The organism is Yinghuangia seranimata (assembly GCF_029953285.1).
GTDB lineage: Bacteria > Actinomycetota > Actinomycetes > Streptomycetales > Streptomycetaceae > Yinghuangia > Yinghuangia seranimata.
Genome location: NZ_JASAOI010000060.1, coordinates 91,874 through 105,372 on the forward strand (window position 1 = coordinate 91,874; position 13,499 = coordinate 105,372).

General features: G+C 73.3%; 10 protein-coding genes and 1 rRNA gene. 5 read left to right on the forward strand and 6 right to left on the reverse strand.

Going from position 1 to position 13,499, the window contains the following annotated elements; all coding sequences use genetic code 11:
* Positions 1–141 precede the first annotated feature (141 nt).
* The 4 genes from QI554_RS35450 to mtnA are packed head-to-tail and all read right to left on the reverse strand — an operon-like array spanning position 142 to position 5,769.
* Positions 142–1,935: an LpqB family beta-propeller domain-containing protein gene (locus QI554_RS35450; RefSeq protein WP_281476218.1), complete on the reverse strand. Its 1,794-nt coding sequence runs from the start codon at positions 1,933–1,935 to the stop codon at positions 142–144.
* A complete protein-coding gene (mtrB, locus tag QI554_RS35455) occupies positions 1,932–3,977 on the reverse strand; it encodes an MtrAB system histidine kinase MtrB (RefSeq protein WP_425528113.1) in 2,046 nt (681 codons plus the stop codon). Before mtrB ends, QI554_RS35450 begins: the two co-directional genes overlap by 4 nt.
* Before the next feature lie 17 nt (positions 3,978–3,994).
* Positions 3,995–4,681, reverse strand: coding sequence for an MtrAB system response regulator MtrA (mtrA, locus tag QI554_RS35460; protein ID WP_235058689.1), 687 nt, complete (start codon positions 4,679–4,681; stop codon positions 3,995–3,997).
* Positions 4,678–5,769 (reverse strand): S-methyl-5-thioribose-1-phosphate isomerase, encoded by a 1,092-nt coding sequence (mtnA, locus tag QI554_RS35465; protein ID WP_281476220.1) that lies wholly within the window; start codon positions 5,767–5,769, stop codon positions 4,678–4,680. The genes mtrA and mtnA overlap by 4 nt, the downstream gene beginning before the upstream one ends.
* Before the next feature lie 168 nt (positions 5,770–5,937).
* Between mtnA and QI554_RS35470 the strand changes: the two genes are divergently transcribed.
* From QI554_RS35470 to QI554_RS35480, 3 genes are read left to right on the forward strand one after another with little or no spacing between them, the layout of a single operon-like run.
* Complete coding sequence (locus QI554_RS35470; protein WP_281476222.1) at positions 5,938–7,440, forward strand: hypothetical protein; 1,503 nt, start codon at positions 5,938–5,940, stop codon at positions 7,438–7,440.
* Positions 7,437–8,159, forward strand: coding sequence for a DUF4129 domain-containing protein (locus tag QI554_RS35475; RefSeq protein ID WP_281476224.1), 723 nt, complete (start codon positions 7,437–7,439; stop codon positions 8,157–8,159). Before QI554_RS35470 ends, QI554_RS35475 begins: the two co-directional genes overlap by 4 nt.
* Positions 8,156–9,394 carry a DUF4350 domain-containing protein gene (locus QI554_RS35480; RefSeq protein ID WP_281476226.1) on the forward strand — a complete coding sequence of 413 codons (1,239 nt, stop codon included), beginning with the start codon at positions 8,156–8,158 and terminating at the stop codon, positions 9,392–9,394. The genes QI554_RS35475 and QI554_RS35480 overlap by 4 nt, the downstream gene beginning before the upstream one ends.
* A gap of 35 nt (positions 9,395–9,429) precedes the next feature.
* On the opposite strand, the gene QI554_RS35485 is transcribed toward QI554_RS35480, so the two are convergent.
* Positions 9,430–10,626 (reverse strand): RNA-guided endonuclease InsQ/TnpB family protein, encoded by a 1,197-nt coding sequence (locus QI554_RS35485; RefSeq protein ID WP_281476238.1) that lies wholly within the window; start codon positions 10,624–10,626, stop codon positions 9,430–9,432.
* Between the two features lie 206 nt (positions 10,627–10,832).
* On the opposite strand from QI554_RS35485, the gene QI554_RS35490 reads away from it, so the two are divergent.
* On the forward strand, positions 10,833–11,843 hold the full coding sequence (locus QI554_RS35490) for an AAA family ATPase (protein WP_281476240.1): 1,011 nt from the start codon (positions 10,833–10,835) through the stop codon (positions 11,841–11,843).
* 119 nt (positions 11,844–11,962) lie between these two features.
* Positions 11,963–13,279: a DUF58 domain-containing protein gene (locus QI554_RS35495; protein WP_281476228.1), complete on the forward strand. Its 1,317-nt coding sequence runs from the start codon at positions 11,963–11,965 to the stop codon at positions 13,277–13,279.
* A 95-nt stretch (positions 13,280–13,374) separates the two neighbouring features.
* Here QI554_RS35495 and rrf read toward each other — a convergent pair.
* Positions 13,375–13,491: ribosomal RNA gene (gene rrf / locus QI554_RS35500) — 5S ribosomal RNA — on the reverse strand.
* Between the last annotated feature and the right edge of the window lie 8 nt (positions 13,492–13,499).

Sequence of the window (13,499 nt, forward strand, 5' to 3'; positions counted from 1 at the left end):
GACGCCGGGTGTGCCCGGTTTTCCGGGATTCGCCACTCCGAATACAGCGGATCGGGTATACGGCCGCGGCCTCGGTTCGAACATCGAACGGGGCGGACCCGGCGCAGAGCCGGGGCCGCCCGGCGCGCGGATCAGCCCGGATCAGCCCGGATAAGCCGGGTACGAGCCCAGCGTGACCTGCCGCCAGTTGTTCCCCGGCTCAAGGCGGAAAACGCTGTTGTTGTCGATGTTCGCGAGCAGCGGCTGGTCCGCGCCGTCCGGCGCGGCCACCCGGACCATGCCGGCGATGGCCGCGACGGCGGTCGGGTTGCCGCCGTCGACGTCGACGTACTGCGGCTGCATCGAGCCCCGGTCCTGCGTCCCCAGCACCACCAGCCGCGACGTGCCGTTCCACGACACGGACTTGGCGTCGGCGAGGTCGGGAATGGGCGCCCGGAGCCCGGTGATCGTCACCTTGATGTCGTGCGACGGGCTGCCGGTGCTGGTCACGATGCCGACGTAGAGGAACTGGCCGCCGGTGGTCAGGAGCGCGACCCGGGTGCCGTCGGGCGAGACCCGGATGTCGGTCACCTTGCTGCCGAGCCCCTCGATGTTGATGGGGACCTTCATCTTCTCGTCGGGCGTGGCGCCGATCCACACCACGTCCGAGGTGCCGTGGTCCTTCGACTCCTCCAGGACCCACACGCCCTTGTCACCCCAGCTGGGGCTGCGGAACGTATGGCCCGGAGCGGCCTGCGCCAGCGTCGTCAGCACGCCGGTGTCGACGTTCCCGACGAGCAGCTTCTCCTCGGTCCCGTCGACCGCGGCGATCTGCGGCTGGCTGCCGCGGGAGACGGCGATCTGGCTGAACATCTGGGAGCCGTCGCCGAGCGCGCCGCCGAGCTTCTCGGGACTCGCCCGGTCGATGCGCAGCCGCCACACGTCGCGGTGCGACTGGCCGATGAAGTAGCCGTCGACGGGTGCCGTGGGCGTCGCGGCGTCGTACGTCTGCGCCGAGGTCCGGAACTGGACGCACAGCGTGCCCTGCCGGTCGGTCAGCTCGACGGACTCGACCTTGGCGACCTGGCGGAGCGTGTACAGCATCTGCGTCGCCATCTTCGGGCACTCGGCCATGGCGACGGCCCGCGGCTCGTCGGTCAGCTGGATGTGCACCGCGTTGTCGTCGTCCACCGAGACGGTGTGGTCGAGGATGGCGGTGCGGGACGGGACCGCAGGGAACATCGTCTCGACCGCGGGCTCGATGTTCTGCGTCGGGCCCACCAGCAGCTGCTTGGCGAGCGTGGTCATCAGCGAGACCCGGCTGCGCAGGTAGATGGGGTCGGGCACCAGGCGGTCCGACGTCTTGGAGAACCAGTACAGGTTCACCGAGGTGTAGATGCGCCGGAAGTCGGCCTTGGACAGCAGCACGACGTTGGGCAGCTTGTCGATGCGCCACTGCCCGTCGCCGCCGCGCAGCAGCTCGAAGTGGTAGTCGCGGACCTCGGACTTGATCGGCTGGTACGTGTTGTCGCCGGCGACCTCGGCGACCAGCTTGCCGTTCACGGCCACCGAGATCATGTTCGTCTCGGGCGGCGAGGACGCCGGGGTGTTCGCGCGCGGGGACGACTCGATGACCTTGACGCCGACCGGCTGCCAGGCGTTGGCCGTCGCGGGGGTGAGGTACTTGCGGGCCGTCGCGTAGTCCGGCTCGTCGCTGGTGACCGCCTCCAGGAAGCCCTCCACCAGCGCGGTGGGCTTCTCGTCCTGCTGCGGCGGCACGCCGAAGACCCGGACCTGCTGCTCGTCGGCCTTCTCGGCGGCGTCGTCGCGCGTGGCGTCCTGCACCTTGCCGTGGCTCGGCATCGAGGCGCAGCCGCCGAGCACGCACAGGATCCACAGGACGGCGAGCGCGCGGAGAACGCGGCGCGTTCCCACCGCGCTTCGGGTTCGGGTCACCTGCCGCCGCCCTCCTTGCTCTTGTACGTCTTGTACGAGGTGGTGCCCTGCGGACCGGGCGCGGCGGGGTTGGCGGTGTTGCCGGTGCCTGTGCCGTTGCCGGTGCCGTTGCCGGTGCCGTGGTTGGTGCCGTGGTTGGTGCCCGTGCCGTTGTTGGAGCCTGTGCCGTTGTTGGAGCCTGTGCCGTTGCTCGTGCCGTTGCCGGTGCCGGTTCCGCCGCCGGGCGCGTCGGAGTCGTTCTCCGGCGCGCGCGGGGTGCGCCGGTACGGCGTCCCGGCGAGGTGGAGTCCGCGGTTGGCGCGCGAGTCCGGCGGTTCCAGCGGCAGCGGGGCGCGGACCAGCTCGCCGCCCGCGACGCGCGGCAGGGTCAGCCGGAACTGCGAGCCGCCGCCGGGCTCGCCCCAGGCCTGCAGCCAGCCGCCGTGCAGGTGGGCGTCCTCGAGCGCGATGGACAGGCCGAGCCCGGTGCCGCCGGTGGTGCGGGCGCGGGCGGGGTCGGCGCGCCAGAAGCGGTTGAAGACCAGGGACGACTCGCCGGGCTTGAGGCCGACACCGTAGTCGCGCACGGTGACCGCGACGGCGTCGTCGTTGGCGCCGACGGTGACCACCACGTCGCGTCCCTCGCCGTGCTCGACGGCGTTGACGACCAGGTTGCGCAGCACGCGGTCGATGCGCCGGGGGTCGACCTCGGCGACGCACGGCCCGTCCGGCGCGCTGATGACGATGCGGCTGCCGCGCCGCTCGGCGATCGGCTCGGCGCCGTCCACCACGCGCCGGACGATGACGCGCAGGTCGAACGACTCGGCGTCCAGCACGGCCGCGCCCGCGTCGAACCGGCTGATCTCCAGCAGGTCGGACAGCAGTGCCTCGAACCGGTCCAGCTGGGTCTGCAGCAGCTCGGCCGAGCGGGCGACCGCCGGGTCGAAGCGGTCGCGCGCCTCGTAGATCAGGTCGGCGGCCATCCGCACGGTGGTCAGCGGGGTGCGCAGCTCGTGCGACACGTCGGAGACGAACCGGCGCTGCATGCGCGACAGGTCCTCGAGCTGCCGGATCTTGTTCTGCAGGTTGGAGGCCATCTTGTTGAACGACGAGCCCAGTCTGGCGAGGTCGTCCTCGCCGGTCGGCCTCATGCGTTCCTCGAGCCGCCCGGCGGCCAGGCGTTCCGCGATGCGCGCCGCCATCCGCACCGGTGTGACCACCTGCCGCGTGACCAGTGCGGCGATCGCCACGAGCAGCAGCACGAGGAACACGCCCGCGGTCGCGAGCGTGCCGCGCACCAGCCCGAGGGTCTTCTCCTCGGGGGTGAGTGGGAAGAAGTAGTACAGCTGGTAGTGGCCCGCGTTGGCGGGCGCGGACAGCTGTTCGCCGACGACCACGCCGGCCGTGCTGGTGCGGATCGTGCGGCCGTCCGCCCTGGTGGTCTCGCGGATGATCTTGGTGAACTGGTAGGCCGCGCCGCCGCGGGCGCCGAGCTCGTGGCGCAGGTCCGCGGGCACGCTGAGGTCCGCCAGCACGTTGCCGGACGAGCGCGGCCCCCACCGCGTCTCGCCGCTGCTGGTGTCCGACCAGGCGTTGAGCACCGCGACGTCGTACTGGCCCTTGCCGCCGCTCGACAGCTGGTCGACGAGCTTGGTCAGCCACTCCTTCACGTCGAACGTGCCGCCCGCCACCTGACCCGCGCCGGGAGCGGTCCCGACCACGGTCTGGCGTCCCGCGTCCACGGCGATCGCGGACGCCTGCGTGCGGGCGACCTGGAACCCGCCCTGTGCCTGCGCGGTCGCCGACGACACCTTCGCGTCGAGCAGGCCGCCCTGCACCTGGCCGACGACGACGATGCCGAGCAGCACCATGACGGTCGCGGACAGCACGAGCGTCGTGGAGACCACGCGGAACTGGATCGACCGCCGCCAGACCGCGACGACGCGGCGCACGCCGCCGCGCACCCGCCGCAGCGCGAGGGTCCACAGCGACCACGCGCTGCGCCGGCCCGGGTGCCGCCCCGCGGACCCCGGGCCCGTGTCGGGACGACGGTCGGTACTCACGTCACACAGGTCTCACGTCAGGCGGGTCCGGCCTTGTAGCCCACACCGCGCACGGTCACCACGATCTCCGGGCGCTCGGGGTCGCGCTCGATCTTCGAGCGCAGGCGCTGGACGTGGACGTTGACCAGGCGCGTGTCGGCCGCGTGCCGGTAGCCCCAGACCTGCTCGAGGAGGACCTCGCGGGTGAACACCTGCCACGGCTTGCGGGCGAGCGCGACCAGCAGGTCGAACTCGAGCGGGGTCAGCGCGATGTTCCGGCCGTCCCGCTTGACCGAGTGCCCGGCCACGTCGATGACCAGGTCACCGATGACCAGCTGCTCGGGCGTCGGCTCCTCCGCGCGGCGCAGCCGCGCGCGGACCCGGGCCACGAGCTCCTTGGGCTTGAACGGCTTGATCACGTAGTCGTCCGCGCCGGACTCCAGCCCGACGACCACGTCGACCGTGTCGCTCTTGGCCGTGAGCATGACGATGGGCACGCCGGACTCGGCGCGGATCTGGCGGCACACGTCGATGCCGTCGCGGCCCGGCAGCATCAGGTCGAGCAGCACCAGATCCGGTTTCACCTCCCGGAACATCTGCAGCGCTTTGTCGCCGTCCGCTACGAACGACGGCTCGAAGCCTTCGCCACGCAGCACGATGCCAAGCATCTCGGACAGCGCGGTGTCGTCGTCGACGATGAGGACACGTCCCTTCATAGACATCATCGTCGCATTACCGGATCGTGACCTGCACTCATCCGAGCAATCACGATCGCGCTGACGGGCGACAAAACGCCCGTTTCCGTGACAATCGCGCTGATCAGATCGGGAGGCGTCACATCGAAGGCCGGGTTGTAGGCCTCGCTGCCGAGCGGCGCGAGGGGCAAACCGGACAACTCCGTGACCTCTCCGGCATCACGCCGCTCCACCACGATCGCGGCGCCGTCCGGGGTCTCCCGGTCCACCGTGCTCCACGGCGCGACCACCACGAACGGCACCCCGTGGTGCCGCGCCAGCACCGCCAGTGGATACGTGCCCACCTTGTTCGCGGTCGCGCCGTCCGCCGCGATCCGGTCCGCGCCCACCACGACCAGGTCCACCTCGCCCGCCGCGAACAGCGAGCCGGCCGCGCTGTCCGGCAGCACCGCGTACGGCATGCCGGTGCGCGCCGCCTCGTACGCCGTCAGCCGCGCGCCCTGCAGCAGCGGCCGGGTCTCGTCCACCCACAGCTTTTCGAGCCGCCCCACGCGATGCAGCGCCCGCACCACGGCCAGCGCCGTGCCCTCGCCGCCCGAGACCAGCGCGCCCGTGTTGCAGTGCGTCAGCACCCGCAGCGGCCGCCCTTCCGCCAGCCCCTCGGCGAACCGCGCCCCGTGCGCCGCCATGGCCGCGCTCGCCGCCGCGTCCTCCTCGTGCAGCACCCGGGCCTCGCGCAGCGCCGCCAGAGCGTCGCCCCCGGACGCCTGCCACGCCGCCAGCGCGCGCCGCGCACCCCACGCGAGGTTCACCGCCGTCGGCCGGGCGTGCGCGATGTCCTCAGCGGCCGCCTTCACGTCGTCACCACGCGCCGCGGCCAGCGCGACGCCATAGGCCCCGACGATGCCGAGCACCGGCGCACCGCGCACCACCAGCCGCCGCACGGCGTCGACCAGCGTGGGCACGTCACTGCACACCAGCCGCACCTCCTCGGCCGGCAGCCGCGTCTGGTCGAGCAGCACGACCGCCGGGCCGTGTCCGTACGCCGTCGGCACGTCGTCGATCCAATACGCCGGACGCGGTACCCACTCGTCAGCGGCAGGGGAGGCGTTGTCCATGCCGCCCAGTCTGCCCGCCCCCGCAACCACCCGCCCCGCCGCGGTAGGCCCGTGCACGATGCCGCGCACCAACCGGACCGGGAGTCGATCATCGTGCGGGGGCGAAAACGTGCCACGATTGACCGCCACCCCCCGATCCCTTGGCAGGAACAACGAGGAGCGACTTCGATGACGGACTCTCCGGGCTCGGCCGCACCGGACGCACCGCGGCCCGACGACCCGCCGCGGTCCGGGCGGTCGCCGGAGGGTGAGCCGGCCGCCAACGGGCAGGAGACGGTCGTGGACGCAGGCACGCCGGGCACCGGCGCGGGAGCGGGCGAGGAGCGGCCCCAGGAGGCCGCGGGCACGCGGCAGGACGACGGGGCCGGGACGACGGCCGCGGGGCGCGAGGACGACGGCACAGCCCCCGCCGAGCCGGACCGGACGGACGCGGGCGACAACGGCGCCACGCCGCCCCCAGGGTGGTCCCCCCAGCAACCCCCGGCCGCGCCCGGATGGGGCGCCCCCGGCGGGCAGCAGCAGGCTCCTCCCGGCTGGTCCCCGCAGCAGCCGCCCTCGGCACCCGGGTGGGGTACGCCGCCGCCTTCCGGCTGGGGCGCGCCCGGCGGCACCCCCGGTTGGGGAGCCCCGCCGCCCCCACAGACCCCGATGCACGGCTGGGGCGCCCCCGGCGGCCCCGCGTGGGGCGCTCCGCAGGGCTGGCAGGGCCCCTACCTGCCGGCCGCGAAGCCCGGCATCATCCCGCTGCGCCCGCTCGGCGTCGGCGAGATGCTCGACGGCGCGGTGGCCGCGATGCGCGCGCACTGGAAGGTGATGATCGGCCTGTCGCTGGTCGTCGCCCTCATCACGCAGGCGATCGTGGTGCCGACGCAGTGGGCGCTGCTGCGCAACGTCGACACCTCGGTCCTCGACGACCCCGACGCCACGACCCGGCAGATCAACGACGTCATCTGGCCGGTCCTCGGATCGTCGGCGGTGATGCTGATCATCGTGGCGCTCGGCCAGCTCTTCATCACCGGCATCCTCACCCTGGTCGTCAGCCGCGCCGTCATCGGCAAGAACATGACGCTTGGGCAGGCGTGGGCCGGCACCCGCCCGCTGCTGTGGCGGCTGCTCGGTGTCTCGCTCATGACGTTCCTGATCCCGCTCGGCCTGCTGCTGGCCTGCCTGCTGCCCGGCGCGGCGCTGGCCGCCGCCGCCGGCGGCGCGGGCGGCGGGGCGCTGATCACGCTCGGCGTCATCGGCGGCGCGGGCCTGGCGATCTACGCCTACATCTGCCTGTCGCTGTCCAGCCCCGCGCTGATCCTGGAGAAGGGCACCGTCGGCAAGTCGCTGCGGCGTTCGCGCAAGCTCGTGACGAACAGCTGGTGGCGGGTCATGGGCATCACGCTGCTGATCGGGGTCCTCACCTTCCTGATCGGCGGGATCGTGCAGATGCCGTTCGTGTTCGCGACGGGCTTCTCGCTCACCCAGACGGTGCCGGACTCGTTCCTCGAGATGGTCGTCATGGGCGTCGGCCAGGTGCTGTCCTACGGCCTCACGTTCCCGTTCGGCGCCGCCGCGCTCGTGCTGCTCTACATCGACCAGCGCATGCGGCGCGAGGCACTCGACCTGGAACTCGCCCGCGCGGCGGGCCTCGTCGCGGACGACGACGCTCCGGCGGCCCCGTGACCGCAGGCCTGGGGGCGGCCTTCGCGCCGGTGCTCGCGGCGCTTTCGGGCGCCGCGACACCGCCGCCCGGGCCGGTGGACATCCCGCGCGACCCCGCCGCGGACCTCGCCCGCGAGGAACTGTCCAAGCCCATCTACCACCAGGACGACCCGTCGCTGATCCAGCGCGTCCTGAACTGGCTGATGGACCGCTTCAGCGAACTCCTCGACCGCGCCTCGAACCTGGCGCCCGGCGGCCCGTTCGGGCTGATCGTGCTGGCGCTGGTCCTGCTGGCCGTCGTCATCGCGGTACGCATGCGCCTCGGCCCGCTGCGGGTCGCCCGCCGCGCCGCCGCCCGGCGCGGCCTGTTCGCCGGCGAAGGCCCGCGCACCGCCGACGAATACCGCAGGCTCGCCGACGCGCACGCCGCCCGCGGCGACTGGGACGCGGCGGTCCAGGACCGGCTCCGCGCCGTCGTCCGCGCCCTCGAAGAACGCGCCATCCTCGACGAACGCGCCGGCCGCACCGCCGACGAGGCCGCCGCCGAGGCCGGCATCCACCTCCCGCAGCTCGCCGACCCGCTGCAAGCCGCCGCCGTGATGTTCGACGACGTCCGCTACGGCGCCCACCCCGCGACCGCCGACATGGACGCCGCACTGCGCGACCTCGACACCCGCTGCGCCGCGGCCCGCCCCGCCGCCGAACCGGTCGCCGCGGCCCCGGACAGGACCCCCCGGTGAGCGCGGCAGGCACGGCGGACCCCGAGGCGCCGCAGGAGGGTTCGGCCACGCCCGGCCCGACGGACACGACCCCGAGCACGACCTCGGTCAGCCCCGACGCCGCCGCGTTGTGGCGGGCCGCCCGCGGCCCGCTGCTGCTGGCCGTGCTCATCCTCCTCGTCGTCAGCGGCACCGTCCTGCTGACCGGCGGCCGCGACCACGGCGAGCTCGATCCGCGGGCCGTCGACCACGCCGGCTCCCGGGCGCTCGCCGAACTCCTGCGCGGGCAGGGCGTCGACGTCACCCTGGTGACCGACACCGCCGACCTGACCCCCGCGATCGAGCGCGCGCCCGAGACGACCACGCTCTTGGTGCCGTTCCCGAACCGGCTGACCGCCGAACAGCGCGTTGCGGTGGGCGTCTTGCGACCGGGACGCGTCGTCCTCGTCGGCGCCGACCAGGAGGCCCTCGACACGTTCGAGATCAGCGCCCACGACTTCGGCGACGCCGGCACCGCGGACGTCCAACCACGCTGCGACCTGCCCGAGGCCCTCCGCGCCGGCGACGCCGACCTCGGCGGCCACGGCTACGCCGCCAACACTTCTGGAACCGTGCGCTGTTACCCCCGGCACGGCGCCCCGTCCCTGGTGATCGTGCCGCGCGACGGCGGCGACGTCGTCCTGCTCGGCAGCGGCGCGGCACTGCGCAACGACCGGCTCGCCGACCGCGGGAACGCGTCCCTGTCCCTCCAACTCCTCGGCGCGGAACCGCACCTGCTCTGGTACCTGCCGGAAGGCGCCGACACCGGCGAGCACAAGGGCCTGCTCTCGCTGCTGCCCGACGGCTGGCGCTTCGGGATGCTCCAACTCGGCTTCGCGCTCGTGCTGTTCGCGCTGTACCGGGCGCGCCGTCTGGGACCGGTCGTCAACGAGCCGCTGCCGGTCGTCGTCCGCGCGACCGAGACCGCCGAAGGCCGCGCCCGCCTCTACCGCCGCGGAGGCACCGTCGGACGCGCCGCCGAGGAACTCCGCGCGGCGACCCGCGGCCGTATCGCGGCCCGACTCGGACTCGGCGACGCGACGCTGCCGCCCGCAGTCCTGACCGACGCGGTCGCGGCACGCACCGGCCGCTCCACCGCCGAGGCCCACGAGCTGCTGTACGGTGCGAACCCGGACGACGAAGCCGCGCTGGTCGCCCTGGCCGACCGGCTCGACCTGCTGGAAGAAAACGTCAAGACAGGGGTACGACAGCCTTGACTGCTCCCCTCCCTCGTGAGGAAGGGATTTCTGGCTCAGGCCGCCTGGCTGTCCGGCGGACAGCCAGGTCCTATGCCCTCGACACCAGCCGGGTTCAGACCTGCCCGGATCAGCATCACACGGGCGGAGTTCTTGTCCCGGGGGGACGAGGCTCCGCACGCGGTGCAGACGTAGGTTCGTTCAGAAAGGGGGAGTGCGTGCTTGGCTCTCGCTCCGCACTGCGCGCAGTCCATCGTGGTGTGCGCGGGGTGCACGAGACGGACGTCCCGCGCGTGCTTGAGGCCCATCTCGACCAGGGCCCGCTTGGTCGCGCCGATCGCGGCGTCGGCGGCCTTGCGTGCCATGGTGGTCCTGGCGAGGAACTTCGGCCGGAAGTCCTCGACCGCGATCGCGTCGTGGTCGGCCACGACGCGCTTGGCCCACTTGCGGGCGGTGTCCTGCCGCTGCCGGGCGACCGTGGCGTGCAGCTTCGCGGCCTGGCGCCGGGCGTGCCGATAGCGCCGCGAACCCGCCTTGCCCCGTGGCGGTCTGCGGCGCGCCATCATCCGCTGGTACCGGGCCAGCCCGGCGGCGGCCTTGCGCCCGTGCTCGGCGTGCGGCAGGTCGTAGGCGACGTCGGTGGTGGTCGCGGTCTCGCGCACGCCCCAGTCGACCCCGAGCACCCGGCCCGTGGCGGGCAGCGGCTCGAGCTGCGCGGGGACGACGAACGACGCGTACCAGTCACCGAGTCCGTCCCGGTAGACCCGGACGGACGACGGCTCGGCCGGCAGACCCCGAGACCAGACCACGGTCACCACGATCCCGCCCGCCAGACACAGCCGCCCGTCCTTGAGGCGGAAACCGCGCCGGGTGTAGTTCAAGGTCGGCGCGGGCCCGCGCCGCTTCTTCCACCGCGGCATACCTGCCCGGCGGTGCTGCGGCAGCCGGTCCCGGATGTCCTTGACCGCCTTGGCGCGGGACCTGCCGAAGTCCCTGACGGTCTGCTGCTGCGGGACCGAACCGCCCTCACGCAGCCACGGCGTCACCCGCCGCGCGTCGGTCAGCATTCGGTCGAGCGCGGCCGGGCCCACCTTCTCTCCGTCCGCGTGGGCCTTCTTCGACCGGGCGACGCATTCATTCCAGATCCACCGGCACCGCGACCGCTCATCCAGCAGTGCCGCCCGCGCGGTCCGCGACAGGCGCAAGCGGTAGGTGTACCGGGCATGCCCGGCGTCCTCGTTCTCGCGCGCCATCGTCACCTGCGCGACCCTAGCCGCGCCCACCGACACTCCCGCCCAGGCACATGGTCGGCAGCGCGCCACCTTGCGACGGTCCGGCTGTCCCTGCCCCGCTACGCGGGCGACCAAATTCCTCCCTGGCCTGAAGACCGGGGCATCCTTCGGAGGTCTAGGTGAGCGGACCGGTCCACACGCACGCCCCCGAGCCGTCGCACGGCGGCATGGACGCCAACGGCACGGACCGCAACGGCGCGCCCGGCCCCGAAACGGCCGAGGTGAGCGCGGACCAGGCGCGCGACGCCATGGAGGCGCTGCGCACCGAGGTCGCCAAGGTGATCGTCGGCCAGGACGCGGTGGTGTCCGGGCTCGTCATCGCGCTGCTGTGCCGGGGCCACGTGCTGCTCGAGGGCGTCCCCGGCGTGGCGAAGACCCTGCTGGTCCGCACCCTCGCGCGCGCCCTCGACCTCACGTCCACGCGCGTGCAGTTCACCCCGGACCTCATGCCCGGCGACGTCACCGGGTCGATGGTCTACGACGCCCGCACCGCCGAGTTCTCGTTCCGCGCCGGGCCGGTCTTCACCAACCTCATGCTCGCCGACGAGATCAACCGCACGCCGCCCAAGACCCAGGCCTCGCTGCTTGAGGCGATGGAGGAACGCCAGGTCTCCGTCGACGGCACCCCGCGGCCGCTGCCCGACCCGTTCCTGGTCGCCGCCACCCAGAACCCGATCGAGTACGAGGGCACCTACCCGCTGCCCGAGGCCCAGCTCGACCGCTTCCTGCTCAAGCTCACCGTGCCGCTGCCCGGACGCGACGACGAGATCGCCGTCCTGCAGCGGCACGCCCACGGCTTCGACCCGCGCGACCTGGACGCCGCCGGCATCCGCCCGGTCGCCGGAGCCGCCGAGCTCGCCGCCGGACGCCGGGCGGTGGCCGGGCTGCGCGTCGACCCGGACGTCCTGGCCTACGTCGTCGACGTGGTCCGTGCCACCCGTACCTCGCCGTCCCTCCAGCTCGGTGTCTCCCCGCGTGGCGCGACCGCCCTGCTCGGCAGCGCCCGCGCCTGGGCCTGGCTGTCCGGCCGCGACTACACGACACCGGACGACGTGAAGGCACTCGCCAAACCGACGCTGCGGCACCGCGTCCGGCTCCGCCCGGAGGCCGAACTGGAAGGCGTCACGGCGGACGCGGTCATCGACGCGGTCCTGGCCGCCGTACCGGTGCCGCGCTGAGCGCACACGACGTCGCCCCAGCCCCACGACAGACCTGACCGCACGACCCGTACGAACGGCACCACCGACACGACCGGCACCACCCGCACCCCGCCCGACGAGAGGACGGACGCACGGCGATGACGCTCACCGGCCGCACCGCGCTGCTCGCCGCCCTCGGCGCGCTCGTCGTCGGACTGCTGATGCCGTCCTGGACGGGCATCGCCCTCGTCGAGGCGTGTGTGGCCCTCGGTGTCGTCGTCGACCTGCTGCTGGCCGGCCCGGTCCGAGGGCTGACGTTCAGCCGCGGCGGGGACACGTCGGTGCGGCTCGGAGAGCCCGCCTCCGTCACCCTGACCGTGCACAACCCGTCCACGCGGCGCGTGACGGGACTACTGCGCGACGCCTGGCCACCGAGTGCCGGAGCAGCCCGACAACGCCACACGCTGGCGATCCCGGCCGGGGAACGCCGCCGCCTCACCACCGCCCTCGTCCCGACCCGCCGCGGCGACCGCCGCGCCTACCGGGTCACCGTGCGCTCCCTGGGCCCCCTGGGCCTCGCCGGACGCCAGGGCTCCCACGAGGTGCCGTGGACGGTCCGCGTCCTGCCCGCCTTCCCCAGCCGCCGCCTGCTGCCGAGCAAGCTGGAACGCCTCCGTGAGCTCGACGGCCGCTCGGCCGTCCTCACCCGCGGCCGCGGCACCGAGTTCGACACCCTGCGCGAGTACGTGCCCGGCGACGACGTCCGCTCCATCGACTGGCGGGCCACCGCACGCAGCCAGAACGTCGTCGTCCGCACCTGGCGCCCGGAACGAGACCGGCACATCCTCGTCGTCCTCGACACCGGCCGCACCTCCGCCGGCCGCATCGGCGACGCGGAAGGCGCCCTGGGCAACGCCCCCAGGCTCGACGCCGCCATGGACGCCGCACTCCTCCTGACCGCGGTCGCGGCCAAGGCCGGCGACCGCGTCGACCTCCTGGCCCACGACCGCCGGGTCCGCGCCGATGTCCGAGGTACGTCGCGCACCAACGTGCTGCCGTCCTTCGTCCAGGCGATGGCTCCCCTCGAGCCCGCGCTCGTGGAATCCGACGCACCGCACCTGGTCGCCGAGATCATCCGCCGCACGAAGCGCCGGTCACTGGTCGTCCTGCTCACCGGCCTGGACACCGAAGCCGTACGCGAAGGCCTCCTCCCGGTCCTCCCCCAGCTCACCAGCCGCCACGAGGTCGTGGTGGCCGCGGTCGCCGACCCGGCCCTGACAGCCATGTCCAACGGCCGCGGCACCGCAGAGGCCGTCTACGCCGCCGCAGCGGCCGCCCGCGAACTCTCCGAACGCCAGGCCACCGCGGCCGAGCTCCGCCGCCACGGCGTCACCGTCGTCGACGCCCCGCCCGGCGACCTCGCCTCCCAGCTGACCGACCTGTACCTGGCCCTGAAACTCGCCGGCCGCCTCTGAGTCAAACGAGGACAGCAATGACGCGGGAAGAAAAGGCCCCGGAAACGCAAGAAAGCCCGCCCGGGCGAACCCGGGCGGGCTTTCTCACAAGTAAATTCCGGCGGCGTCCTACTCTCCCACACCCCTTCGAGTGCAGTACCATCGGCGCTGAAGAGCTTAGCTTCCGGGTTCGGAATGGGACCGGGCGTTTCCTCTTCGCCATGACCACCGGAAAACCATC